We start from the raw sequence: 25,455 nt of genomic DNA on the forward strand, positions 1-25,455 counted from the left end.
GACGAGAGGGTGATGGGTTGAAAGACCCGCGCCGCATGGAGGCGGCGCCATGATGCAGCGTTGGATCGGAAGTATTGCGGAGGCGCGACACAGGTTTCTGTAAGAAAGCGGAGCGTATCACTCCAAGTAACGATGGAATTTCGCGACCCACCCGCGAGAGGGACTGAAATCGATCGTTATTTGTACCCCGCAGAATCTTTTCATGACCATCCGACTCTACCGACCTTATCCGCCGAACGATCATCTCGCCATAGCCGCGCAACCCCGCAGGCATCATTGAGACCGGCAAGTAATAATTTCGCGAGGGGTATCGGATTTTCTTCACGCTGTACTTGAGCCCGGCTTGATGCCGAACGGCCCTAACGGGTGGGTGGCTATGTGTGAATCGGCCGCGCCTCGCCCGCCCCCCTCATGTCGCCTGGCCGGGCGGCGGAGGTCGAGCGGGAACCTCCGCCGCCCGGCCGTTGCGCGGACCGGGAGGCTTTTAGCCCGCGTTGGCCAGCGCCACCGCGTCAGCGCCGGCGGGAAAACGGAGCCGGCCCGTCATATCGTTGACCGCAGCCCAGACTGCCTCGGCGACGTCGGTTTCCCTGGTGGTCAGGGCCGGCTGGCTGAAGGCGGCGAAGATCGGCGCCGCGAAATCGGCATAGGCAGCCGGAATCAGCTCCTCGATGGGAATGGTGCCGTTCTCCGCAAAGCGCGTGGTCGGGGCGTAGCCCGGCTCGATGAGCCTGGCGCGGATATCGAAACAGGCCAGTTCGTGCGCCAGGGAAGCGGTGAAGCCCTCGATCGCTTCCTTGCTGGCGGTGTACGCGGCCGCCAGGGGCATCGGCGCCAGCGTGACGCTTGACGTCACATTGACGATCGTGCCCGAGCGGCGCTCCCGCATCTGCGGGATCACTGCCTGCACCATGGCCATCGTGCCCAGCGTGTTGGTGTCGAACACCTTGCGGATATGCGCCATGGGCGTCGCTTCGAAGGCGCCGACGACACCGATGCCCGCGTTGTTGACGAGAACGTCGATCGGCCCGGCCGCCTCGATCGCGGCGGCGATGCTATCATCGCTGGTGACGTCGAGCGGCAAGATCCGCAGCCTTTCGGACCGGGGCAGAACGTCGGGGTTGGGCGTCCGCATGGCGGCGATGACGTTCCAGCCATTGGTCAGGAAGTGTCGGGCGGTTTCGAGGCCGTAGCCCGAAGATGTGCCGGTGATCAGGATCGTTTGCATTGGGACCTCCATCTGGTTGCGATGATCCCTGATAGGCTCAGCCGGCAGGATGAAATATAATCAAAACTCCTTATATATTGTCCAATCGTCCAGATTTTGCCGATCAAGCCGCCTCTGTGATCGGAACGCTTCGAGCGAATTTTCCGGGCGAGCACCCAAGCCGTTTCCGGAACGCGGTGCTGAAGGCACTTGCGGATTCATAGCCGATCTCGTCGGCGATCCTGTCGAGCGTCTTTGCGCCCCGGATGAGGGAGTCCTTTGCCAGCGCCATGCGCCAGCGACCCAGATATTCGATCGGGCCGCACCCGAGCGCATCCCCGAAGCGAGCGGCAAACGCGGAGCGCGAAAGGCCGGCAATCCCGGCGAGTTCAGCGACCGTCCAGCCTGCCCGGACGTCCGCATGCATCGCGCGCAGAACGCGGGCGAGGAGCGGATCGCGCATCCCGCCGAGCAGTCCAGCCACGCCTGAATCCATGCCGCGCCACCGCAGCGCTTCCACGAGCAGGATTTCGAGCAGCCGCTGCAGGATCATGTCCTTGCCGGGATCGTCGCGCCCGCATTCTTCCATGATGAGCCCGATCACCGTGCCGAGCCTGTCCGCGCGACCCTGCGACGCCGGGATGTGAATGACGCTCGGCAACAGCGCGAGCAGCAGGGCGGCATTGGCCTGCTCGATGCAGAACGTCCCACCGAGCGAGACGAAATCGGGCTCTCCTTCCTGATCGCCATGCCTGACGGGGACGTCCATCGGCTCCCGAAACGCGCCCTCGATTCCCGGATGGCTGCTCAGCGAAAACGGGGGTGTCGAGGGCAGAAGGAGGAAGTCCCCCTTCCCGAACCTGACCGGTTCCTTCCCGTCGAAGGCGATCCAGCATTCCCCTTCAAGGATGATCGTGAAGCCGGGCGCATCATGAGCGGCGTATCGCACGCTCCACCGGCCCCGCCCGGTGATCGGCTTGGAGATCGCCGTGCCGGGGCGGAGAAGCGCAATGACGTCGCTAAGCGGGTCCATATAGACGATCCATAATGAAATATCGCCAATAGCTTATAGAAAAGCTTGTCCACCAGTCCATGCGGGTTATGCTCGATCTTGATGCGGCGGTTCGAGCGGCCGCCCGGACCGCCATTCACCTCATTGGCACGACCCAAGCAAAGAGGAGGGTTCGCGCAGAGGGCGCAGAGAACACGGAGGTCCTTTCCGGACCAACCATCGTGCGCCGGCAAGCCGCCTGTCTGTGGACGTCTCCTCATCGCAAACCGCCCGTGCCGCTGGCCGGACCTTCTCAGCGTCCTCTGCGCCTCTGCGTGAGCCATATCACCCCTCCGACAAGGTCCGTGCCCGGTTTCCCCGCTACGCCGGCACCGCCACGAGGGAAGGAACGTCAAGCGCCTCGCGCAGGGCTGGCTGGCGGGAGCGGCTGACGGGCAGCGGCGCGCCCTCGCTCAGGTGCAGCCGCCAGCGATCGCCGTCGCGCTCCAGGCGCTGCACCTGGGCCAGGTTGGCGATCACCGACCGGTGGACGCGCAGGAAGCTTGCCGGCAACTCGGTCACCAGCCCGTCGAGACGCGCGGCGTGCAGCAGGCTGCGGCCGCCGACCAGCCGCAGCTCGACATAGTCGTCGGCCCCAACCACCGCGAGGATCTCGGCGACGGGCACCAGCTCGACGCCCCGCGCCGAGGCGACGGTCAGGCGGTCGGGGCGGCTGGCGGCGCGGGTCAGGGCAGCCTCCCGCCCGCGATCCTCGCGGCCGAGGCGCACGACCTCGACCATCAGCAGCGGCAGCACCAGCCCGGCGGCGAGCAGGAAATAGGAGAGGTCGGCAAGCCATTCGGGGAACCCGAAAGCAAGCGCGAGGAACAGCGCCAGATAGGCAAGGGTCGGCCGCGCGCCGGGGGCACGCCGATGCACGCCCGCCGCGGCCGGCACGGCGGCGAGCGCCACCCCCAGGATCAGCGCCCCGACCGTCTTCGTGTCGAAACCCGGAAGCAGCGCCGTGGCGCCGACCGCCCCCAGGGCCAGGCCGATCATCAGGCGGCGCTTCCCGGGCAGGAACCGGGTGGCGACATAGCTTACCAGCAGGATCGCGAAGGCCGCCGCCAGCACCCAGATGATGCTCATCCGCCAAGCGTGCAGGGGATAGGAATAGTCCAACAGCGCCCGCAAGCTTTCCACGACGGCCTGCAGGGCCGCGACCCCGGCCAAGGCGGCGAGGATCAGGCTGGACCCGGTGCGGCGCATGGCGTGGATGACGGCGAAGCCGAACGCAGCAGCCAGCAGGGCGCCGGCCGCCACGAAGGTGACGGCCAGCGGCGCGATGCGTGGCGGAAAGGGATAGGGGCCGACGGCGATGGCGCTCATCGGGCGAGCGAAACGCAGGCCTCCATGGAAGGACGACAGGTGAAGCACCAGCATGTTCCCGCTGGGCCGCCAGGCTGCCTCGGGGATCGGAAAGATCGCCTGGTAGCGTCCCGGAACCTCGGCCTGCGCGGTGGCGCCGGGACGGCCATTGACGCCCAGGCGCCGGCCATTGAACCACGCCTCGGACGAGGCGACGCCGGCCACATAGAGGATACGCGGCAGGGTGTCGGCCGGGGCGCCGACGACAGACCGAATCCAGAGCTCACGGCCTTGAGGATCAACGACATCCCGGATCGGGCGACAGTCGCTCAGCACCGGGCCGGCCGGACCGACCGTGCCGTGACAGGCTTGCCATGACAGGTCCTGGGCTCGGGCCGCGGTCACGGGGATCATCAGGAAAACGGAGAGGAACAGGATTCGCCACATGCGCGCCCCTCTAGGCCGCCGCTCACCGAGATGCACCGCCATTCGCCGATGACCGGACGACATTGACCGAAGCGGGGTGGCGGACGGCGGCGCAAACGGCTCAGCCGGGGGCATGTCAAACATATCGCTCAACCGCCGCGCCGTGCTCGCTGCCGCCGCCCTCGCCCTCCCCGCCCTGGCGATCGCCCGGGCCTCTGCCCAGGCGGCGCCCCAGCCGGCGCCTTCCCCGGACGCCGGCCCGTTCCGCTTCAAGGGCTGGCGCGGCGAGGAGACCGACGCGGAGCGCAGCTATTTCGAAGTTCCGGAGGACCGCCGCGATTCCCACTCGCGGAAGATCCGCCTTGGCTATGTCAGGTTCCCGTCGACGGCAGCCAGACCGGGCCCGCCGATCGTCTATCTGGCGGGAGGACCGGGCGGCGAAGCGACAGGCGCGGCGACCGGACCGCGCTTTCCGATCTTCATGGCCTTGCGCGCGGTGGCCGACGTCATCGCGTTCGACCAGCGCGGCACCGGCCTGTCCAGCACCATCCCGGAGCGGCCGGCCTCGGCGCGCACGCCGCCCGTGTTCACCGAGGCAGGGCTGACGCCCTATTTCCGCTCGGAACTCCAGAGCGCCTGGGCCGACTGGACCAGGGCCGGCGTGGCCATGGCCGGCTACAACACCGAACAGAGCGCCGACGACATCGACGACCTGCGACGCCATCTGGGCGCGGAGGAGATCGACCTCTGGGGCACCAGCTACGGCTCTCACCTGGCGCTCAGCATCCTCAAGCGGCACGGCGGCAGGGTGAACCGCGTGGCGCTGTCCAGCCTCGAGGGGCAGGACCAGACGGTGAAGCGGCCGGCGCGGATCGACGCCTATCTGCGCCAGGTGGACGCCCTGCTCGATGCCGACCCCGCCGTCCGCGCGGCGATCCCCGATCTGCCGGCGCTGATGCGCCGCGTTCACACCAGGCTGGAAGCACAGCCGGCCCTGACGCCGGTCAAGCTGAACGGCGCGCCGACCGAGATCAGGATGGGCGGCTTCGGCGTCCAGATGCTGGCGGGCGGGCTGATCGCCAATCCCCGCACCCTGGCCATGCTACCGGCCCTGTACCTCGCGCTGGACGCCGGCCGGACCGCCGCGCTGGCCCCGTTCATCGGCGACGTGGCCGGGTTGCTGAGCCTGAGGGGCATGCCCGAGGCAATGGACCTGGCATCCGGAATCTCGCCGCGCCGGCTGGCGCAGGTGCGGCGCGAGGCGCGGACCGCCGTGCTGGGCGAGACGCTGAACTTCCCGATGCCGCAACTGCTCGGCGCCATCCCCGGTGTCGACCTGGGCGAAGGCTTCCGGGCGCCGTTCCGCATCGACCATCCCGCCCTGCTGATCGCCGGTTCGCTCGACGGCCGCACGCCGCTGGCCGAACAGGACGAGGTGGCGGCCCAGTTCCGGCGCAAGTCCCGGGTGATCGTCGAGAACGCAGGCCACAATGTGTTCGAGGCCCATCCCGAGGTACAGCCGCTGCTGGTGCGGTTCTTCAGCGGCGAGGCCGTGGCCGACACCCGGCTGACCCTGCCGCCGCCGACCTTCAAGCTGGCGTGATCGCCCGCCCCTCTCCCGCCGGGAGAGGGGCAAGAGGCTCATCCGTTCCGCACGAGCCCGACATCGCTGAACGGCCTGGGCTCCAGCGGCGGGATGGTCGCCGCGTTCAGTTCGCGCTGCCAGAAGCCGACATCGATCCAGCGGCCCTGCTTGTAGCCGACCTCGCGCAGCACGCCGGTGCGGCGGAAGCCGACCGATTCGTGCAGGCGGATCGAATGATCGTTGGGCAGCGCGATCGCGCCGATCGCATGCGTGAAGCCCTGCACGCGCAAGGTCGCGACCAGCGCCTCGTAGAGCTGGCGGCCATTGCCCTGGCCCTGGGTTCCGCTGGCGAGATAGACTGATGTCTCGACGATATATTTATACGCGGGCCGGTCGCGGAACTTGGTCGCATAGGCATAGCCGAGCACCCCGCCCTCCTCGTCGCCATTGGTGACGACAAGCCAGGGATAGAGCCCGTCCGAGGCGTGCATGCGAGTCCGCATCGAGCGCGCGTCCGGCGGCTCGAGCTCGAACGATACGGTGCCCGTCTCGACATAAGGCGCATAGATTGCGGCGATGGCCGCTGCATCCTCAGGTCTGGCGGAACGGATTGCGATCATTGAGTCACCTTTGCGAGTACGAAATCCATGAGCTTGATGTCTGAAGCCGACGCGGCCGGCCCGCCCAGGCCGTCACACTCAAGACAGCGCGCCTGGATCGCGGCGCCGGTGCCGATTCGCTTCACGTCGCCCAGCGCGCGGGCGAAGACCGCCCTGCGCTCCGCCGCGATCCTGGTGAAGGCGTCGGCGCCCTCCCCGCTCGCGCTGTCGTCATCGTCACCCGGCCCGATCAGCTTCTGGACGAACCTGCCGAACCATGCCGGCTTCTTTTCGAGATATTCGGCATGGACAGCGTCGGGCTTCAGCCCGGCGCGTTTCGCCGCCTCGTCGATCGCGTCCTTCAGCCCGCCGAAACGATCGACCAGCCCGATCTGCCGCGCGGTGCCGCCGTCCCACACCCGGCCCTGGCCGATCTCGTCGACCCGTGCCGGGCTGAGCTTGCGCGCCTCCGACACGCGGGTGATGAACTGGCGATAGCCATTCTCGATCCCCGCCTGGAAGATCGCATCGGTCTCCGCCGTGAAGCCGCCCATCACGTCGGGCTGGCCGGACAGCGGCGTCGTCTTCACCCCGTCGGTGGTGACGCCGATCTTCTTCAGCGTGTTCTCGAACGAGGGGATGATGCCGAAGATGCCGATCGACCCGGTGATGGTGCTCGGCTGGGCGAAGATCACGTCGCCCGCGGTCGACACCCAATAGCCGCCCGAGGCGGCAAGGCTGCCCATCGAGACGACGATCGGCAGCTTCTGCGCCTTCGCCTCCATGATCGCGCGGCGCATATCCTCGGACGCGAGCGCCGAGCCGCCGGGCGAATCGACCCGCACCACCAGCGCCTTCAGGCTTTTCTTCGCCAGCCCGTCGAGCAGCGCCTTGGCGACGGTATCCGCCCCGGCGCTGCCGCTGCCCGACTTGCCGTCGACGATGTCGCCGGCGATGGTCAGCACGCCGATCGCGTCGCCGCCGGTCGGCAGCGGGTTCGCCTCGACATAGGCGGCATATTTGATCGTGTTGAAATTGCCCGGCGCCTTGCTGCTGTCGGACCCGGCAATCTCCGCCACGCGCTTGTTGAAGTCGAACCGGGTGCCGAGCTTGTCGACCAGCCCGGCCTGCAGATTGGCCTTGGCGATATCGCCCTTCACCGCGGCGATCACCTCGCCCGGCTTGCTCAGGAAATCGGCGACCTTTGCCTTGGGCCGCGCCTTGGCGATCGCTTCCTGCCACTGCCCGAACAGCACGCCGTACAGCTTGAGATTTTCTTCCTTCGCCTCGGGCGAGGCGTCGGTCCGGGTATAGGGCTCGACAAAGGATTTATACTTGCCGACGCGATAGACGTGGGCGTTGACGCCCAGCTTGTCGATCAGCCCCTTGTAGTAAAGCTGCGATCCGCCCGGCCCCATGAACAGGGTGCCGCCCATCGGGCTCATCCAGACTTCGCTGGCATTGGCGGCGAGGCGATAGCCGGAATCGGTATAGGCGGTGGCATAGGCCAGCACCGGCTTGCCGCCGTCGCGCACGCGGCGCACGGCATTGGCGACCTCATCGACTGCCGCGGGATAGCCGCCACCGAACGAGTCGAGATCGAGCACGACCGCCTTCACCCGATCGTCGTCTTTTGCCTTGTCGAGCGCGCGGACCAGGTCGCGCAGGCGATACTGGCGCACTGGCGCGGCGCCGCCGAGCGTCGCGAACGCATCCGATTCAACGGGCTGCTCGACGATCTGGCCGTCGAGCCGCAGCAGCAGCGCGCCATCGCGGATCGCGGTGGGCCCGGGCTTCGCTGACAGCGCGCCGAACAGCAGGCCGAAGAAGATGAGCATGGCGATCAGGACAAGTCCGTCCTTGATGCCGACCAGGATCTTCCAGGCGCCCCGAACCAGTTTCACTTCGCCGTTCCCCTGCATATGCGGTTGCGCCTTCACCGCTAGAGCAAGCCCGTGCGGGAGTAAACTTCCCTGCCTGCCCGTAGCCCACCCGGGGCACGGCGGAACGACGCGGCGACAACCGGTGGCTTTTTTCAGGCGGCGAACCGTTGACGCAGGGCAGGGGCGAGCACATATGCACGTCGCTGGCACTCACCTTTGGCGAGTGCTAACAACCAATCACGACCCCAAGAAAAGGGACTAGCGCATATGACCTTTCGTCCGTTGCACGACCGCGTCCTCGTCCGCCGCGTAGAGGCTGAAGAGAAGACCGCGGGCGGGATCATCATCCCCGAGACCGCCAAGGAAAAGCCGCAGGAAGGCGAAGTCGTCTCCGTCGGCACCGGCGCCCGCGCCGACGACGGCACGATCACCCCGCTGGACGTCAAGGCCGGCGACAAGATCCTGTTCGGCAAATGGTCCGGCACCGAGGTCAAGATCGACGGTGAAGACCTGCTGATCATGAAGGAATCCGATATCCTTGGCATCGTCGGCTGAACCCAGACTTCGATCTTCCAAGCTTCCTCAACTTCCAATCTGAAAGGGTAGCCCTCACATGGCAGCCAAGGACGTAAAATTTTCGCGTGACGCGCGTGAGCGCATTCTCCGCGGCGTGGACATCCTCGCCGACGCAGTGAAGGTCACGCTTGGGCCGAAGGGCCGCAACGTCGTGATCGACAAGTCGTTCGGCGCACCGCGCATCACCAAGGACGGCGTCACCGTCGCCAAGGAGATCGAGCTGAAGGACAAGTTCGAGAACATGGGCGCGCAGATGCTGCGCGAAGTGGCCTCGAAGACCAACGACGTCGCCGGCGACGGCACCACCACCGCGACCGTTCTCGCCCAGGCGATCGTCCGCGAGGGCATGAAGTCGGTCGCGGCCGGCATGAACCCGATGGACCTGAAGCGCGGCATCGACCTCGCGGTCGTCGAAGTCGTCAAGGACCTCAAGGCACGTTCCAAGCCCGTCTCGGGTACCAAGGAAATCGCCCAGGTCGGCATCATCTCGGCTAACGGCGACACCGTCGTCGGCGAGAAGATCGCCGAGGCGATGGAGAAGGTCGGCAAGGAAGGCGTGATCACCGTCGAGGAAGCGAAGGGTCTTGAATTCGAGCTCGACGTCGTCGAGGGCATGCAGTTCGACCGCGGCTATCTGTCGCCCTACTTCATCACCAACCCGGAGAAGATGTCGGTCGAGCTGAACGATCCGTACATCCTGATCCATGAGAAGAAGCTGTCGAACCTGCAGGCGATGCTCCCGATCCTGGAAGCAGTCGTCCAGTCGGGCCGTCCGCTCCTGATCATCGCCGAGGACATCGAGGGCGAGGCTCTCGCCACGCTCGTCGTCAACAAGCTGCGCGGCGGCCTGAAGGTCGCAGCGGTGAAGGCACCCGGCTTCGGCGATCGTCGCAAGGCGATGCTCGAGGACATCGCGATCCTGACCAAGGGCGAGATGATCTCGGAAGATCTGGGCATCAAGCTCGAGTCGGTCACGGTCGGCATGCTCGGCCAGGCCAAGCGAGTCACGATCGACAAGGACAACACCACCATCGTCGATGGTGCGGGCGACCATGACGCGATCAAGGGCCGCACCGATGCGATCCGCCAGCAGATCGAGAACACCACCAGCGATTACGACCGCGAGAAGCTCCAGGAGCGTCTCGCCAAGCTCGCCGGCGGCGTTGCCGTGATCAAGGTCGGCGGTTCGACCGAGGTCGAGGTCAAGGAGCGCAAGGATCGCGTCGACGACGCTCTCCACGCGACCCGCGCGGCAGTCGAAGAGGGCATCGTCCCCGGCGGCGGCACGGCGCTCCTCTATGCCACCAAGGCGCTGGAAGGCCTCAAGGGCGGCAATGACGACCAGACCCGCGGCATCGATATCGTCCGCAAGGCGCTCTATGCTCCGGTCCGTCAGATCGCCTCGAACGCTGGCCATGACGGCGCGGTGATCTCGGGCAAGCTGCTCGAGGGCAACGACCCGACCCAGGGCTTCAACGCCCAGACCGACCAGTACGAGAACCTCGTCGACAGCGGCGTGATCGACCCGACCAAGGTCGTCCGCACCGCGCTGCAGGACGCAGCCTCGGTCTCCGGCCTGCTCATCACGACGGAAGCCGCCGTGTCCGAGCTGCCGGAAGACAAGCCCGCCATGCCCATGGGCGGCGGCGGCATGGGCGGCATGGGCGGCATGGACTTCTGATTTCGGACGGGAACAGCGCAGCTGGTCCCGACACGAAATCGGAACGGACGGCGGGTCGGCGGCAAGCCGCCGAACCCGTCCGACGAAAGCGCGGGCTTTGCCCGCGCCGATCCAGACCTCCCGGCCCACCGGCTGGAAAAAGAGAAGGGCCGGAGGGAAACCTCCGGCCCTTTTTCTATTTCTCCCTCGCCCTGCGGAGGAGGGGGACCCTTCGCCTCTTCCGGCGAAAGGTGGAGGGGGTTTGAGCACTGGGCTGATACTCCAAGTCCCAAGCCCCCTCCACCACCCGCTGAAGAAGCGGGCGGTCCCCCTCCCCCGGTTCCCGGGGGAGGAATAAGGCGCATGGATTTTCGGCCTGCGCTCCGCCATGACTCACCCCCGATGCGTCGCCTGCTCACCTGGATCCTGCCTTGGCTCGCCCTGAGCATGGCTGTCTTCTTCGCCTGGCAGAACGCGGCGGTTCTCAACCCGACTCGCCTCGCCTGGCTGCTCGATGGCAATGATCACGGCCAGGCAGTCATCGGTCTCGCTTCTTATCTGCGGTCCCCGCCGGCCTGGCCGTCGCTCCGCTCGACCATGCTGATGGCGCCCGACGGAATCCCGCTCGCGCTGATCGATAGCAACCCCCTGCTTGGCCTGCTGCTGCGCCCCTTCGCCTCGGTGCTGCCGGTCGGCATCCAGTATCTCGGCTTCTGGCTGCTTGCCTGCATCCTGCTCCACACCGCCTTCGCCGCGGCGCTGGTCAGGCGCTTCGCCCCGACGCCGCTGGCGACCTGGCTCGGCGCGGCGCTGCTGACCCTGATGCCGGTGCTGCTGGCACGCTTCGGGCACGTCAATCTGTGCGCGCAATGGCTGATCCTGTGGGCGCTGTGGATCTATGTCGATGCCCGACGATCGGCACGCCCGGGCTGGTGGGTGGCGGTCATCACCGCCGCGATCCTGATTCACCCCTATATCCTGGTGATGGTCGCGGCGATCTGGGCAAGCGCCATGCTCCGGCAGGCAGTGCTTGCCCCCGACGGCGCCGCGCGCACGGCGATGATCGGGGATGTCGCCATCGTGGTGGCGCCGCTGCTGATCGTCCCGCTGATGATCGGCACCGTCAGCGAGCCGACCGTCGCGGTCGGCGGCTATGGCGGTTTCTCTATGGCGCTCGACGCATTGTGGAATCCCAATACGGGCACCTATTCGGCGCTTCTCCCCGCCAGGGCGCTCGACCCGGCACAGGCGCTTGAGGGGATGAACTACCTTGGCCTCGGCCTGCTCGTCCTCGTCGCCGTCGCGCTGTTCCATGGCATCCGCCGCCACTCGGAACTCCGGAGCGACGGCCTGTTCAATCGCCTCGCCTGGCTGCTGCCGGCCTTCGCCGTGCTGACGCTCGTCGCCGTCGCGCCGCACCTGATCTGGCGCGGCGCGGTGATCGCGACGCTGCCCCTGCCCGACTGGGCCGCCGCAGCGCTCGATCCGATCCGCGCGTCAGGCCGGATGTTCTGGCCGGTGCTCTATACCCTCGCCTTCGCGGCGATCGTGGTGGTCGCCCGGATGCGGTTCGGCACATGGCTGCTGGCGGGCGCGCTCCTGCTCCAGGTTGTCGACATGATGCCGCTACTCGCTTCGGCGCGGGGCAGCGGGGCGGCTGCCGAGCGGACAAGCCCCTATCGCCGCACGCTCGATCCGCGATGGGACGCGCTGATCGCCCGGGCCGACATGGTTCAGTTCGAGCCGCCCGAAATGTATCGCGACCTGGCGCTGCTCGAGGAAATCACCTGGCGCGCGATCGTCGCGGGCAAGCCGGTCAGTTTCTTCTACGCCTCGCGCGAGCCGGTCACGGTGCGCCGCCGCCTCAGGGTGGATAGCGCCGCGTTCGTGATGGGCCAGACCGACCCGCACCGGCTCTACGTGCTGCTCGACAGCATGCCGCCGCCCGCGCTTGCCAGCCGTGTGCGAAAACTCGATGGCGTCTCAATCATCCCGCCCGGCCCCGCGCGATGATGCCGCGCGCCGGCCGGCCCCTGCGTTAACCATATGGTCGCGCTGATCGGGCAGAAGCAGCCAATGCCCGCTCCGCTTCTCCGATTCCTGGCCCTGTCGGCGATCGTCGCGGGCGCATTTCTGGCCTGGATCAACCCGGCGACGCTGGACATCGCCAATGTCGGCTGGGTGCTGAGCGGCCAGGACTGGGGCCCGAACGCGCTGGGGCTCGCCGCCTATCTGCGCGCGGGGAACTGGCCCGGCACCGGCACGCCGCTGGTGCTGGCGCCGGAAGGAATCCACCTGCTGATGATGGACAGCAACCCGCTGCTGGGGCTGCTGCTGAAACCCTTCGCGCCGCTCCTGCCGGCGGGGGTGCAGTTCATCGGCTGGTGGCTGCTGATCAGCCTTGCCCTGCATGTGCGCTTCGCCTGGCTGCTGCTGCGCGACAGGGCGCCGGATTTCTCCAGCGCATGGCTCGGCACCGCCCTGCTCACCCTGTTGCCGGCGCTGTACAACCGTTCGGTCCACTCGAATCTCTGCTCGCACTGGCTGATCCTGTGGGCGCTGTGGATCTTCCTCGATCGCGACCGGTCCCGGCGCTGGACTCAGTGGCTGGCGGTGATCGGCGTGGCGGGGCTGGTCCACAGCTATATGCTGCTGCTGGTCGGCGCGATCTGGGGCAGCGCGATGCTGCGCGAGATCGCGACCGGGAGCGGGGCGGATCGTCGCCGTGCCGCAGGGCTGATCGGGGTGGTGATGGCCGGGGTGGCCGGTCTCGCGCTGCTGCACGGCCTGGCCGATCCGCCCGTCTCCACCGGCACCTATGGCGCCTTCCCGATGGCGCTCGACGCGCTGATCAACCCAGCCAATCCGGGATACAGCCTGTTCTTTCCGTCGACCCTCAACGACCAGGGCCGGGGCTTCGAAGGCTATCAGTATCTCGGGGCCGGGCTGATCCTGCTGGTCGTCGTCGCGATGGCCAGCGTGATCATCGGCCGGAAGAAATCGCTCCCTGCATCATCCGTCGCGATTCCGACCGTCGAGCTTCGCTGGCTGCTGCCCGCCTATGCCGCGCTGACCCTGCTCGCGATCACCAACGGCGTGCTCTTCCAGGGCGAGCAAGTCCTGTTCGTGCCGCTCCCGCGCGCGCTGATCGACTTGCTCGACGTGGTCCGTGCCTCGGGCCGGCTGTTCTGGCCGGTGGCCTATACGCTGATCTATGTCGCGATCCTGCTTGCCTACCGGCTCGAACGGCGCACCCTCCTGCTCGCCGCCGCGCTGGTGCTCCAGATCGCCGACATGACGCCGATGCTCGTCGCGCTCAGGGGCCTCACCGCCCGCGCGGCGCAGCCCGGCACCTATCAGCTCACCCGCGACCCGCGCTGGGACCAGGTCATCGCGAGCGCCTCAGCCATCGAGATGCAGCCGCCCGACCCGTTCCGCAACCTGAAGCTGATCGAGGAGATCGGCTGGCGCGCGATGCTCGCCTGCCGCCCGATGCGCCACATGTACGTATCGCGCGTGCCGCAGTCAGCGCAGCAGCGGATCAATGCCGATCGCCGCGCCTTTCTCGCCGGCCAGATCGATCCCACGCGGCTCTACATCCTGTATCAGGGCGAGACCGCGCCCGCGGCGCTCGCGCCGCGCGTCCGGATGCTCGACGGCATCGCCTTCATCCCGCCGGCAACGCCCGCACCGCCGCAGACCTTGTGCCGTTGAGCCGGCCCGCCATCGCGCGGCCCGAAGTGCGTTAGTTTATTGACACACCCTCTTCCCAATCAGGGCGAAGCGCGCAATGTAGTTGCAATCGACACTTTTGGGGAAAGCCCGTCACATGACCGATCTTTCGCGCCGCGAGGCCCTTGCCGCCGCCGCCCTCACCACGATGGCCGCCGCCATGCCCGCCTGGGCGCAGGACAAGGGCACCCCTGTCGATGTCGCCGCCTGGGACCTGAGCGAGCTCTATCCCAGCGACGCCGCATGGGACGCGGCGCGCAAGGACGTGCTCGCGAAAATCCCCGGCCTGCTCAGGTTCAAGGGCACGCTCGGCACCAGCGCCGACGCGCTTGCCGCCGCCCTGGTCGCGCAGTCCGATCTCGGCCGGGTCGCCGGCCGGGTCTATACCTATATCAGCCTGAAGGCCGATGAGGATCTGCGCGTCGCGGCCAACCAGGAAAGACAGACCCAGGCGAGCGACATGTTCACCGCGTTCGGCGAAGCCACGTCCTGGATCGCGCCAGAGCTGCTCGCGCTCGGCAAGGGGAAGATCGACGGCTTCGTCGCCGCCAGCCAAATACTCAGGAGCCGCTTCGACTTCTACCTCGCCGACATCGTGCGCCAGACCGAACACATCCTTTCACCGGAAGGCGAAATCCTCCTCGCCGGCACGTCCTCGCCCTTCTCCGGCGCGCGCGACATCCGCGAGCAGCTGGTCGCCTCGGACATTCCCTGGCCGACCGTCACGCTTTCCACCGGCAAGCAGGTCCGGCTCGACGACCAGGCCTATACGCTCAACCGCGACGCGCCCAACCGTGCCGACCGCAAGCTGGTGTTCGACACCTTCTGGGCCGAATATGGTCGATTCAAGAGCTCGCTCGGCGCCGCCTATCTCAGCCATGTGAAGGCCGATATCTTCCAGAAAAAGGCGCGCAAATATCCAACCTCGCTGGCGATGTTCCTGTCAGGCAACAACGTGCCCGAGGCAGTGTACCGGTCGCTTGTCGCCGAGACCAATAAGGGCCTGCCCCAGCTCCACCGCTATTTCGAGCTGCGCCGCCGGATGCTGAAACTGCCCGACATGGCCTATTACGACATCTATCCGCCGCTGGTTCAGCTCGACAAGAAGGTGACCGTGCCGGAGATGCGGACGACGGTGATCGAGGCGGTGAAGCCGCTCGGCCCCGAATATGGCGCGATGTTCGCCAAGGCAACGGCGGCGAAGTGGCTCGACCCGCTGCCCCGGCCCGGCAAGAAATCCGGCGCCTATATGAACCCGGGTGCCGCCTATGACGTGCATCCGTATCTGCTGCTCAATCTCGGCGAGAATTACGACGGGATGACCACCTATGCCCATGAATGGGGCCATGCGATGCACACGTTGCTCGCCAACAAGACCCAGGTGTATGACAAGTCGGACTATCCGATCTTCCTCGCCGAGATCGCCTCGACCTGCAACGAGCAGCTTCTCGCCGCCTATATGGTCAAGCAGGCGAAGACGAAGGAGGAGAAGCTCTTCTATCTCGGCCAGCAGCTGGAGGCGATGCGCGGTACCTTCTACCGCCAGGCGATGTTCGCCGAGTTCGAGCTTACCGTGCACGACCAGGCCGAGGCCGGAGAGGGCCTGTCGGGCGAGAAGTTCACCGCGATCTATCTCGACCTGCTGAAGCGCTACCACGGCCCGAAGGTGGCGATCGACCCGGCCTATGCCGCCGAATGGGCGTATATCCCGCATTTCTATTCGAGCTTCTACGTCTATCAATATGCGACCTGCATCTCGGCCGCGTCCTATTTCGCCCGCTCGATCCTGAAGGGCGGCGCGAAGGAGCGCGACAATTATCTCGGCGTGCTGAAGGCAGGCGGATCCGACTATCCGGTCGAGATCCTGAAGCGCGCCGGCCTCGATATGGCCAGCCCCGCCCCGTATCAGGCGGTCGTCGCGACGTTCAAGGACACGCTCGACCAGGTCGAGGCGCTGATGGGCTGACGGGCGCGGCCGTTCGGGCCACCCTCAAACCCCGGGGGCCTGTCCCGGAGTCGATGGCGCCGCACATCAAAAGCCGAGGCTTTTGCGGATCGGTGGATGCCGGAACAGGTCCGGCATGACGACAATCGAAGTGCCGGCTCTAGGCTCGCCGGTAGCGCATGGCGACGTCGCACCGCTCATAGCGGGCGCCGAAATCGCGCATGATGTCGGCGTCATGGACGAAGCCGAGCTTCTCGTAGAGATGGATTGCCGCTTCGCTCTTGCGGTTGCTGAGCAGATAGAGCGTCTCCGCCCCCATGTCGGCGGCGCGCGTGATGACGGCGCGAAGCAGGAATTCGCCGGCCTTGCGGCCGCGCGCGGAGGCGAGCACGCCCATCTTGGTCAATTCGAACTGCCCCGGCCCTGTCTTCTGCAAGGCGCAGGTACCGACGATGCCGAGCCCGTCCGCCTCGACGAACAGGATGTCGCCGCCCGGATCGATGATCCGCTCGCGCGGATTCTCCAGCACATCCCGGTCGGTCTGTTCAAGCCGGTACATCGCCTCGATCCATTCGGCATTGATGTCATGGAAATGCCGGGCAAGCGTATCCGAGTAGCGCAGGATCGACAGGCCCAGATCGGCGGCGCGCCGATCCAGCGGCTTGTCGTCAAGCGCGCGTTCGATCGCGGAGACCTGGCCGAGAAAAGGTCCGCCCAGTTCCTCGCACAGTGCCGCTACTGCCATATCGATCCGGGGCCACACCTCGCGCTTCGATATCTCCATCGCAGCCTGCCCCGCCGGGGTGAGCGACAGCGGCTTCTGGCGCTGGTCCCGCCCTTCCCGCACCACCCCGACCAGGCCAAGCTCGACCAGGCGCGACACGTTGCGCGTCACGCCGGGCTGGCTGATGGCCAGCGCCTCGGCGATCTGGCCCACCGTCAGCGCACCGTGGCGTTCGATGACGGCCAGCACCGGATAATGGCTCGGCTGGATCGGCAGGCCGGCATCCGCGGCAATGCGCTGCACCTCCGCCTGCATGCGCTCCGCCAGCCGCTTCAGTCGGGTGCCGAGAAAAAGATGACCAAGTTCGGCAACGATATCACTCGTCATGCGTCGCTCCATAAATACGCATAACGGGTTATATAACGCGGCATTTAATCCGCAAGCGCAATCTGATCCGCCAATCGGGCGGAAAGACTCCGCCTATCCCTTCATTGCCTCGATGAGCTTCTTCACCTCCTGGGATCGCCCGCGCGGCAGGATCAGCACGTCGTTGCCGCTGGCCACGACGATCAGGTCTTCCACCCCGACCAGCGCGATCCGCACGCCGTCGCTGCGCACCAGGCAATTGGCGGTGTCGATCGCGATCACCTCACCATGATGGACATTGCCAGCGGCATCGCCCTGGCTGATCTCGTGCAGCGCGTCCCAGCTTCCGACGTCGCTCCAGCCCATGCTGACTGGTACCACAGCGACCCGCTCCGCCTTTTCCATCACGGCATAGTCGATCGAATCGGCCGGCGAGGCAGCGAAGGCATCGGCATCGGGGTAGATACGACACCCCTCGGAGCGCGCCGCGGTCATCGCGCGCTGGCATGCGAGCAGCATGTCAGGCGCATAGGTCGCGAGCGCACCGAGATAGATGTCGGCGCGGAACAGGAAGATGCCGCCGTTCCAGGCATGGTCGCCCGCCTCCAGCATCGCCTCCGCCTTGTCGCGCGGGGGCTTCTCGATGAATTTCGCGACTCGGTGGACGCCCCCGGAAATCTCCTCGCCGACATGGATCCAGCCAAAGCCGGTCTCCGGCGTGAGCGGATCAATCCCGAAGGTCACCAGCCATCCTTCAGCCACCAGCGGCATCGCCGCATGGATCGCCGCGTGGAACGCCGGCACATCGGCAATGACGTGATCCGAGGGCATCACCAGCAGCGGATCGGCACCGCCCCCGGCCGCCAGCGCGGCGAGCGCGATCGCGGGCGCGGTGTTGCGGCCCATCGGCTCAAGGATCAGCGCTCGCGCCGCGGCCTCGACCGCCTCGAGCTGTTCCTCGACCATATCTGCGTGCTGCGCGTTCGCGACGACGATCGGCGCCGTGAAATGCTCCCCGCACGCACGGCGCGCGGTCAATTGAAGCATCGTGTCTTCCGCCGTCAGCGCCAGCATCTGCTTGGGTCGGTCAGGCCGCGACATCGGCCAGAGGCGCGTGCCCGACCCGCCCGACAGGATGACAGGGACGATCGGCTTGGAAAGCGGCATTCTTGAATCTCCCGTGACGCGTCCCCTTACCCCGGGAGACGCGGCATAGAAACTGCCTTGGATCAATCGGGGCCCATGTTCCCTCCCATCTTCCCCTGCATTGGGGAGGGAGGGAGAGAGACGAGCAGACGTTCAACCTTTGTTTGTCAATTTCTGCGACAGCCCATGCTGCGTGTCGGTTTTGTTTACACGCGGGGACGCCAAGGGCTGGGCCAAGGGCTGGAACGACGATGATCAGGCTGTTCAAGCACTATATTCCCAACGCCGTGCTGCTGCTCGGCCTGTTCGACCTTGTCCTGCTGGTTGTCGCGGGCGAGCTCGGCTATTCGCTCCGCATCCATCAGATCGGCAGCCTGGTCGATCCGATCGAGAACCGAATCCCCCAGCTTTTCACCTTCGCCGCCTCGGTCGAGCTCGCGATGATCGCGGTCGGCGTCTATGGCGCCAGCGCGCTCCAGTCGTTGCGCTTCGCCGCGGCGCGGCTGCTCGTCGCGGTGTCGCTTGGGGTGATCTTCCTCAGCGTCCTCTTCTTCCTGCTGCCCACGATCACCTTCTGGCGTTCGAACCTGCTCTACTCGATGGGCATCGCGATCGGCATGCTCATCGCGCTGCGCATCCTGCTCGGCAAGACGCTGGGTGGCCAGGTGTTCAAGCGCCGGATCGTCGTGCTCGGCGCCGGCGCGCGCGCGGTGCGGCTGAAGGCGCTCGCCGCGACCCCCGGGGCCGGGTTCGTCGTGGTCGGCTATGTCTCGATGAGCGAAGCCGCCCGCATCATTCCCGAGGCGATCGCCCGCGACGCGATCTACAACCTCGCCGACCATGTCGTGCTGCTCAACGCGAGCGAAGTGGTCCTTGCGCTTGAGGAACGCCGCAACGCGCTGCCGCTCAAGGACCTGCTCCGGATCAAGACCACCGGCGTTCACGTCAACGAGATCTCGACCTTCCTCGAGCGCGAGACCGGTCGAGTCGACCTGCAAAGCGTCAATCCGAGCTGGCTGATCTTCTCCGACGGCTTCTCTTCCGGCCGAATGCTGTCCAGCCTGTTCAAGCGGCTGTTCGACATCGCCGCCAGCCTTGTCCTGCTGATCCTGACCCTGCCGCTGATCCTGATCACCGCGCTTGCCATCAAGCTCGAGAGCAAGGGACCCGCCTTCTACCGTCAGCGCCGCGTCGGCCTGTACAGCGTCGGTTTCGACGTCATCAAGCTGCGCTCGATGCGCCAGGATGCCGAGGTCGATGGCAAGGCGGTCTGGGCCGAGAAGGACGATCCGCGCATCACCCGGATCGGCCGGATCATCCGCAAGCTGCGGATCGACGAACTGCCGCAGACCTGGTCGGTGCTGAAAGGCGAGATGAGCTTCGTTGGGCCGCGCCCCGAACGCCCGCAATTCGTCGAGGACCTTGAGCAGCAGCTCAATTTCTACGCCGAACGCCACATGGTGAAGCCGGGCATCACCGGCTGGGCGCAGATCAACTATCCCTATGGCGCGTCGATCGACGATGCCCGGCAGAAGCTGGAATATGATCTTTATTACGCCAAGAACTATTCGCCCTTCCTCGACGTGCTGATCCTGCTCCAGACGATCCGTGTCGTGCTGTGGCCGGAGGGGGCGCGCTGATCCGGTGCCGATAACGGCCATCCTCTGGAGCCATGCGCTCGCCGCCCTGCTGTTCGCGGGCGTCGCGCTGACCCGGCTGCGCGACGCGGGCAGCGCGTTGCCGCGCCTGACCTTCGTCGTCGCCCTAGGCGTCACCGCGCTCTGGGCGCTCGCCGTGGCCGGCATCGGCCCACTCGACCTGGTGACGCGCGTGGCCGAAAGCGCGCGCAACATCGCCTGGCTCGGCTTCATGTTCGCGCTGGTCCGTCGCGATGGCGGCGCGCCCGAGGCACGCCCGGTCGCGATCATCTACGGCGTCGTCGTGGTGCTGGTGCTGATCAGTGCCGGCCTGGCCGTCAGCGACGAGACGATCGGCCCGGATGTGGTGCCGGCGCTCGGCACGGTCCGCGTGCTGCTGCGCGCCATGGTCGCGATCAGCGCCCTGGTCCTGGTCAACCACCTCTATTCGGCCGTCGCGCCGCGCGCGCGGGGCGACATCTCGCTCGCCGTGATCGCCCTGGCCGCGATGTGGAGCGTCGACCTGCTGCTCTATGCCACCACCTATCTTACCGGCAGTGCGCCGAACGACCTGATCGCCGGCCGCGGCGTGGTGATGGTGCTGGCCGCGCCCGTGTTCGCGCTCGCGGTGCAACGCAACGGCGACTGGACGCTGCAGCTCTCGCGCACGGTCGCGTGGCAGACGCTCTCCTTCGCCGTTACCCTGCTCTATGCGGTGATCATGCTGGCCGCGACCAGCGCGATCGCCGCGTTCGGCGGTGACAATGCGCGGGTGCTGCAGACCGCCTTCGTCTTCGGGTCGACCGCGGCGGTGCTCACCGTCCTCTCCTCCCCCTGGGTCAAGGCCTGGGCCAAGGTGAAGGTGGCCAAGCATCTGTTCCGTCACCGCTATGACTACCGCGCCGAATGGACTCGGTTCACCGATACGCTGGGCAAGCCCGGCGAGGGCGCAGCGCCGCTCGACGAACGAATCGTCAAGGCAGTCGCCGACCTCACCGATTCTCCGGCCGGGCTGCTGCTCGTGCCGGAAGGCACCGGCCTGGGTATCGGGGCGGGATGGAACTGGGCACGCGACGGCCTGCCCTCGGCTGGCGGCGACGAAGCGCTCGCCACCTATCTCGCCACCACCGGCCGGATCGTCGAGCTGGATTCGGTACGCGGCGATATCGCCGACCCCGGCGAACTGGCCAGCGTGCCGTTGTGGATGACCGACGAGCCCAATGCCTGGGCCCTGGTGCCGCTGGTCCATCTCGACCGACTGCAAGGGGCGATCCTGCTTGCCCGCCCCCCGGTCGACCGGTCGCTCGACTGGGAGGATTTCGACCTGCTGCGCATCGCCGGGCGGCAGGTTGCCAGCTACCTCGCCGAGGCGCGCGCTCAGGAGGCCCTGTCCGACGCGCAGCGCTTCGACGAATTCAATCGCCGCTTCGCCTTCATCATGCATGACATCAAGAATCTGGTGAGCCAGTTGACCCTGACCGCACGCAACGCCGAACGCCATGCCCATAACCCCGAGTTCCGCGCCGACATGATCGCCACGCTCCAGGACTCGGCCGGGCGCATGAACGATCTGCTCGCCCGCCTGTCGCAGCACCATTCGGGCCGCGCCGAGGAACTACGCGCGGTCGAGGTTGCGCCACTGCTCGAACGCGTCGCGGCGCGGCGGCGTTCGCAGCATCCGATCGCCACCCTCTCGCACGGCGAGGCCGTGGCGCTCGCCGATCCGGCGCGGCTCGAGCAATTGCTCGGCCATCTGGTCCAGAACGCCATCGAGGCGAGCAGTCCGGCCGAGCCCGTGATGATCGCGGTGACGGCACAAGATACACGAGTGGAGATCGACGTGATCGACAAGGGCTGCGGCATGTCGCCGGCCTTCCTGCGCGAAAAGCTGTTCAAGCCTTTCGTTTCGTCAAAGACCGGCGGCTTCGGCGTCGGCGCCTTCGAGGCCCTTCAGCTCGCCCAGGCGATGGGCGGCACGCTTGAGGTGACCAGCCGCGAGGGTGAAGGATCGCGCTTCCGGGTTACCCTGCCCGTCGCACGCGATACCCTGATCGGGAAGGCCGCATGAGCACCGCAGGCACGCCCAAGCCCAAGCTGCTGATTGTCGAGGACGATCTCGGCCTGCAGCGCCAGCTCCGCTGGGCCTATGAGGATTATCAGGTGATCGTCGCGAGCGACCGTGCGTCGGCGCTCGATGCGATCCGTGCCGAGGAACCGGCGGTCGTCACGCTCGATCTCGGCCTGCCGCCGGATCCCGACGGGGTGACCGAGGGCTTCGCCACGCTTGAGGCGATCCTTGCGCTCAAGCCGGACACCAAGGTGATCGTCGCCTCCGGCCACGGTGCCCGCGAAAGCGCGCTGAAGGCGATCGGCGACGGCGCCTGGGATTTCTACGCCAAGCCGATCGACATCGACGCGCTCGGCCTGATCGTCGCGCGGGCCTTCCACGTCCACGCGCTCGAGACGGAGAATCGCCGGCTCGCCGAGCGCCAGGACGGCGAGACGGCGCTTGGCGGGATGATCACGTCGAGCCCCGAGATGCTCAAGGTGACGCGAACGATCGAGCGGGTCGCCGGGGCGGATGTCTCGGTGATGCTGCTCGGCGCGAGCGGCACCGGCAAGGAACTGCTCGCCCGCGGCCTCCACGATTCGAGCCGCCGGGCGAAGGGCGCGTTCGTCGCGATCAATTGCGCGGCGATCCCCGACACGCTGCTGGAAAGCGAGCTGTTCGGCCATGAGAAGGGCGCCTTCACCGGCGCGGTCAAGACGACCGAAGGCAAGATCGAGCAAGCCGATGGCGGCACGCTGTTCCTCGACGAGATCGGCGACGTGCCGCTACCGCTCCAGGTCAAGCTGCTGCGCTTCCTGCAGGAGCGCGTGATCGAGCGAATCGGCGGCCGCAAGGCGATTCCCGTCGACACCCGCATCGTCTGCGCCACCCACCAGGATATCGATGCGATGGTCGCCGACGGGCGATTCCGCGAGGACCTGTATTACCGCCTCGCCGAGATCGTCGTGCGAATCCCGTCGCTTGCCGAGCGTACCGGCGACGCCGGCCTGCTCGCGCGGCATTTCCTCAAGAAATACGCCAAGTCGATGAACAGCACGGTCACCGGCCTGTCGCCCGATGCCCGATCGGCGATCGACGCCTGGGACTGGCCGGGCAATGTCCGCGAGCTGGAAAACCGGATGAAGCGCGCGGTGATCATGGCTGAGGGCAAGCTCGTCACCGCCGCCGATCTCGATCTCGCCGAGTGCGCCGACGATACCCCGATCAACCTGCGCGCCGCGCGCGAGACCGCCGATCGCAAGGCGATCCGTCACGCCCTGACCAGGGCCGAGGGCAATATCTCGAACACCGCCAAGCTGCTCGGGGTGAGCCGGCCGACGCTGTACGACCTGCTGAAAAGCTATGATCTCCATGCTTGAACGATCGCCATCCGCCTTCTCCGTTCGTATCGAGCCGGTCGAGGCACCGACGCTTCCCGAAACGCGGACAAGAGGACGTCGTCGTCGCCGATCCGGCCACGCGCGGCGCTGGGGCGTGTTCCTCGCCGCCTGTGGCGCGGCGCTGCTCTGCGTCCTGCTGTTCGCCTTCGCGGTGACCCGGCCGGTCCGTATCGACCCCGCCAGCGCCCGGGTCGAGCTCGGCGAGAGTCTCGGCCTGCTCAAGCTCGGCAATATCAGCGCTGCGCGCCTGCATGCGCAGGCGGCGATCAAGGCCGACCCCGACTGGGGCCTCGCCCATGCCGTGCTGGCGCGCGTCTTCCTCGCGCTCGGCGACGGCGTCGCGGCTGAAGGCGAGCTCGGCCGTGCGCGGGCGGCCGGCTTCGACGGTAACCGGGCGCATCAGCTCTACGCCCATGCCTGGCTGCTCCAGGGCGATCCCAAGCGTGCCCTGGCTGAAGCTGGCAAGACGCAGCCGCGCTATGCGGACTATGCCGCCCGTGTCGCCGCCCGCGCGCTCGCGGCGCAGCGCGACCTGCCCGGTGCGCAGCGCATGCTCGCGGAGGTCCTGGCCACCACGCCCGGCGACAGCGCGGCCTGGTCGGACCTGGGCCGCGTCCGCTACACCAGCGGCGACCTCGCCGGCGCGATCGACGCGGCGACCCGCGCGATCGCGCTCGACCGCAACAATATCGAGGCGCTGACCCTGCGGGGCGAGCTGGTGCGGGGCCAGTACGGCCTGGTCGCCGCGCTCCCCTGGTTCGAGGAGGCGCTCAAGCGCGACGCCTATTTCCACCCGGCGCTGATCGAATATGCCGGTACGCTGGGCGATGTCGGCCGCTATGGCGATATGCTGCTGGCGACGCGCAAGGCACTCGCGGCGCAGCCCGGCAGCCCCCAGGCTTATTACCTCCAGGCGGTTCTCGCCGCGCGCGCGGGCAATTTCGATCTTGCCCGCACGCTGATGGACCGTACCGCCGGCAAGGTTAGCGGCATGCCCGGTGCCCTGCTGCTGGGCGGCACCCTGTCCTATCAGGCCGGTGCCTATGAGCAGGCGATCGAGCAGTTCCGCCAGCTCGTCGGCCGCCAGCCGATGAACATCACCGCGCGCCGCCTGCTCGGCGCCGCGCTGCTGCGCTCCGGCGATGCAAAGGGGGCGCTTGATATGCTCCGCCCGGTGGCGCTGCGCGGCGATGCCGACAGCTATACACTCACCCTCGTCGCGCGCGCCTTCGAAAGGACCGGCGAACGCGACTGGTCGGGCCGCTTCCTCGATCGCGCCGCCTGGCCGTCGCGCGAGGGATCGAGCCCGTTCGGCACCGACGACAGCCTGCCGATCCTGACCGCCGCGACGAACCAGGAGCCTGACGATCCCGTGCGCCGAGTCGGTTATCTGCGTGGCCTGATCGATTCGGGCGATGCGGGCGACGCCCTTGTCCAAGCGCATGCGCTTGCCCGCGACAATCCGGGTGTCCCCGCCGCACACCTGGCGGTCGGCGACACGCTGATGGTGATGGGTCGCTATGGCGACGCCGCGACCGCCTATGCCCGCGCCGCCGACATCCATTTCGACGAGCCGACCATGCTGCGCGCGGTCGATGCACTCGATCACGCGGGACGCCGTCCAGACGCCGCGAACGTCCTGGCGCTGTTCCTGTCACAGAATCCGCAGAGCGTCGCCGGGCTGCGCCTTGCCGCGCACTGGCAGATCGCCGGCGGCGAATGGGACACGGCGATCGAGACGCTAGAGGGCCTGCGCCAGCGAATCGGCAACCGCGACGCCGCGCTGCTGGCTGAACTCGCTTATGCCTATGTCGGCGCCGACGACACCGAGACCGGTCTCGTCTACGCCAAGGCCGCTTATGCGCTCGCCCCGATGAACCCCGCCACGACCGACGCTTATGGCTGGACACTCTATCAGTCGGGCAGGAACGGCGGCGCGGTTCAGCTCCTCGAAAAGGCCGTTTCGATCGCGCCCGGGCATGCCGTGCTGCGCTGGCATCTCGGGCAGGTCTATGCCGATCTCGGCCGGAAGGCCGAGGCCGCGGCGGAGATCAAGGCAGCGCTGGGGGATTCGAGTTTCCAGGATCGGGATGCCGCGCAGGCGGTGCTGAAGACGCTGGGCAGTTGACCCCTCCTTCCGGGCGAAGGCTATTGCCTGAA

General features: G+C 67.1%; 17 protein-coding genes. 10 read left to right on the top strand and 7 right to left on the bottom strand.

Annotation, left to right across the window (positions count from 1 at the left end; genetic code table 11):
- Positions 1–484: 484 nt before the first annotated feature.
- From P0Y59_12855 to P0Y59_12865, 3 genes are all read right to left on the bottom strand, one after another.
- Positions 485–1,228 (bottom strand): SDR family oxidoreductase, encoded by a 744-nt coding sequence (locus P0Y59_12855; protein ID WEJ97857.1) that lies wholly within the window; start codon positions 1,226–1,228, stop codon positions 485–487.
- A gap of 103 nt (positions 1,229–1,331) precedes the next feature.
- Positions 1,332–2,240 (bottom strand): AraC family transcriptional regulator, encoded by a 909-nt coding sequence (locus P0Y59_12860; GenBank protein ID WEJ97858.1) that lies wholly within the window; start codon positions 2,238–2,240, stop codon positions 1,332–1,334.
- Between the two features lie 339 nt (positions 2,241–2,579).
- Positions 2,580–4,055: a LytTR family DNA-binding domain-containing protein gene (locus tag P0Y59_12865; protein WEJ97859.1), complete on the bottom strand. Its 1,476-nt coding sequence runs from the start codon at positions 4,053–4,055 to the stop codon at positions 2,580–2,582.
- A 70-nt stretch (positions 4,056–4,125) separates the two neighbouring features.
- Between P0Y59_12865 and P0Y59_12870 the strand changes: the two genes are divergently transcribed.
- Entirely contained in the window at positions 4,126–5,595 is a 1,470-nt protein-coding gene (locus P0Y59_12870; GenBank protein WEJ97860.1) for an alpha/beta hydrolase, read from the top strand.
- A 38-nt stretch (positions 5,596–5,633) separates the two neighbouring features.
- Here the strand turns inward: P0Y59_12870 and P0Y59_12875 are convergent, their stop codons facing one another.
- Together P0Y59_12875 and sppA are read right to left on the bottom strand one after the other, a co-directional pair.
- On the bottom strand, positions 5,634–6,197 hold the full coding sequence (locus tag P0Y59_12875) for a GNAT family N-acetyltransferase (GenBank protein WEJ97861.1): 564 nt from the start codon (positions 6,195–6,197) through the stop codon (positions 5,634–5,636).
- The gene (gene sppA, locus P0Y59_12880; GenBank protein ID WEJ97862.1) at positions 6,194–8,080 is read right to left on the bottom strand and encodes a signal peptide peptidase SppA; all 1,887 of its coding nucleotides are present in this window, start codon (positions 8,078–8,080) and stop codon (positions 6,194–6,196) included. The genes P0Y59_12875 and sppA overlap by 4 nt, the downstream gene beginning before the upstream one ends.
- A 246-nt stretch (positions 8,081–8,326) precedes the next feature.
- Between sppA and groES the strand changes: the two genes are divergently transcribed.
- The 5 genes from groES (at position 8,327) to pepF (ending at position 15,993) form a co-directional block, all read left to right on the top strand.
- Entirely contained in the window at positions 8,327–8,614 is a 288-nt protein-coding gene (gene groES / locus P0Y59_12885; protein WEJ97863.1) for a co-chaperone GroES, read from the top strand.
- Between the two features lie 58 nt (positions 8,615–8,672).
- The gene (groL, locus tag P0Y59_12890; GenBank protein ID WEJ97864.1) at positions 8,673–10,316 is read left to right on the top strand and encodes a chaperonin GroEL; all 1,644 of its coding nucleotides are present in this window, start codon (positions 8,673–8,675) and stop codon (positions 10,314–10,316) included.
- 342 nt (positions 10,317–10,658) lie between these two features.
- A complete protein-coding gene (locus P0Y59_12895; GenBank protein WEJ97865.1) occupies positions 10,659–12,308 on the top strand; it encodes a DUF6311 domain-containing protein in 1,650 nt (549 codons plus the stop codon).
- A gap of 63 nt (positions 12,309–12,371) precedes the next feature.
- The gene (locus P0Y59_12900; GenBank protein WEJ97866.1) at positions 12,372–14,009 is read left to right on the top strand and encodes a DUF6311 domain-containing protein; all 1,638 of its coding nucleotides are present in this window, start codon (positions 12,372–12,374) and stop codon (positions 14,007–14,009) included.
- A 115-nt stretch (positions 14,010–14,124) separates the two neighbouring features.
- On the top strand, positions 14,125–15,993 hold the full coding sequence (pepF, locus tag P0Y59_12905; protein ID WEJ97867.1) for an oligoendopeptidase F: 1,869 nt from the start codon (positions 14,125–14,127) through the stop codon (positions 15,991–15,993).
- Positions 15,994–16,132: 139 nt separating this feature from the next.
- Here pepF and P0Y59_12910 read toward each other — a convergent pair whose 3' ends face one another.
- Positions 16,133–17,083: a bifunctional helix-turn-helix transcriptional regulator/GNAT family N-acetyltransferase gene (locus P0Y59_12910; protein ID WEJ97868.1), complete on the bottom strand. Its 951-nt coding sequence runs from the start codon at positions 17,081–17,083 to the stop codon at positions 16,133–16,135.
- A gap of 93 nt (positions 17,084–17,176) precedes the next feature.
- Complete coding sequence (locus P0Y59_12915) at positions 17,177–18,229, bottom strand: mannose-1-phosphate guanylyltransferase/mannose-6-phosphate isomerase (GenBank protein WEJ97869.1); 1,053 nt, start codon at positions 18,227–18,229, stop codon at positions 17,177–17,179.
- A gap of 230 nt (positions 18,230–18,459) precedes the next feature.
- Here P0Y59_12915 and P0Y59_12920 point away from each other — a divergent pair, with 230 nt between their 5' ends.
- The 4 genes from P0Y59_12920 to P0Y59_12935 are packed head-to-tail and all read left to right on the top strand — an operon-like array spanning position 18,460 to position 25,423.
- Entirely contained in the window at positions 18,460–19,848 is a 1,389-nt protein-coding gene (locus tag P0Y59_12920) for a TIGR03013 family PEP-CTERM/XrtA system glycosyltransferase (GenBank protein ID WEJ97870.1), read from the top strand.
- A gap of 10 nt (positions 19,849–19,858) precedes the next feature.
- Positions 19,859–21,913 (top strand): PEP-CTERM system histidine kinase PrsK, encoded by a 2,055-nt coding sequence (prsK, locus tag P0Y59_12925; GenBank protein ID WEK02563.1) that lies wholly within the window; start codon positions 19,859–19,861, stop codon positions 21,911–21,913.
- Entirely contained in the window at positions 21,910–23,274 is a 1,365-nt protein-coding gene (gene prsR, locus P0Y59_12930; GenBank protein WEJ97871.1) for a PEP-CTERM-box response regulator transcription factor, read from the top strand. The genes prsK and prsR overlap by 4 nt, the downstream gene beginning before the upstream one ends.
- A complete protein-coding gene (locus P0Y59_12935) occupies positions 23,267–25,423 on the top strand; it encodes a tetratricopeptide repeat protein (GenBank protein WEJ97872.1) in 2,157 nt (718 codons plus the stop codon). The genes prsR and P0Y59_12935 overlap by 8 nt, the downstream gene beginning before the upstream one ends.
- Positions 25,424–25,455: the final 32 nt, after the last annotated feature.

The organism is Candidatus Sphingomonas phytovorans, assembly GCA_029202385.1.
Classification (GTDB): domain Bacteria; phylum Pseudomonadota; class Alphaproteobacteria; order Sphingomonadales; family Sphingomonadaceae; genus Sphingomonas; species Sphingomonas phytovorans.

What these genes read in the sequence shown, in the direction of transcription:
- groL (WEJ97864.1), top strand. Translation starts at nt 8,673, where the DNA reads ATGGCAGCCAAGGACGTAAAATTTTCGCGTGACGCGCGTGAGCGCATT.
- P0Y59_12920 (WEJ97870.1), top strand. Translation starts at nt 18,460, where the DNA reads ATGATCAGGCTGTTCAAGCACTATATTCCCAACGCCGTGCTGCTGCTC.
- P0Y59_12935 (WEJ97872.1), top strand. Translation starts at nt 23,267, where the DNA reads ATGCTTGAACGATCGCCATCCGCCTTCTCCGTTCGTATCGAGCCGGTC.
- P0Y59_12865 (WEJ97859.1), bottom strand. Translation starts at nt 4,055, where the DNA reads ATGGCGGTGCATCTCGGTGAGCGGCGGCCTAGAGGGGCGCGCATGTGG.
- P0Y59_12915 (WEJ97869.1), bottom strand. Translation starts at nt 18,229, where the DNA reads ATGCCGCTTTCCAAGCCGATCGTCCCTGTCATCCTGTCGGGCGGGTCG.
- groES (WEJ97863.1), top strand. Translation starts at nt 8,327, where the DNA reads ATGACCTTTCGTCCGTTGCACGACCGCGTCCTCGTCCGCCGCGTAGAG.
- P0Y59_12875 (WEJ97861.1), bottom strand. Translation starts at nt 6,197, where the DNA reads ATGATCGCAATCCGTTCCGCCAGACCTGAGGATGCAGCGGCCATCGCC.
- P0Y59_12860 (WEJ97858.1), bottom strand. Translation starts at nt 2,240, where the DNA reads ATGGACCCGCTTAGCGACGTCATTGCGCTTCTCCGCCCCGGCACGGCG.
- pepF (WEJ97867.1), top strand. Translation starts at nt 14,125, where the DNA reads ATGACCGATCTTTCGCGCCGCGAGGCCCTTGCCGCCGCCGCCCTCACC.
- prsR (WEJ97871.1), top strand. Translation starts at nt 21,910, where the DNA reads ATGAGCACCGCAGGCACGCCCAAGCCCAAGCTGCTGATTGTCGAGGAC.
- P0Y59_12910 (WEJ97868.1), bottom strand. Translation starts at nt 17,083, where the DNA reads ATGACGAGTGATATCGTTGCCGAACTTGGTCATCTTTTTCTCGGCACC.
- P0Y59_12895 (WEJ97865.1), top strand. Translation starts at nt 10,659, where the DNA reads ATGGATTTTCGGCCTGCGCTCCGCCATGACTCACCCCCGATGCGTCGC.
- P0Y59_12855 (WEJ97857.1), bottom strand. Translation starts at nt 1,228, where the DNA reads ATGCAAACGATCCTGATCACCGGCACATCTTCGGGCTACGGCCTCGAA.
- P0Y59_12870 (WEJ97860.1), top strand. Translation starts at nt 4,126, where the DNA reads ATGTCAAACATATCGCTCAACCGCCGCGCCGTGCTCGCTGCCGCCGCC.
- P0Y59_12900 (WEJ97866.1), top strand. Translation starts at nt 12,372, where the DNA reads ATGCCCGCTCCGCTTCTCCGATTCCTGGCCCTGTCGGCGATCGTCGCG.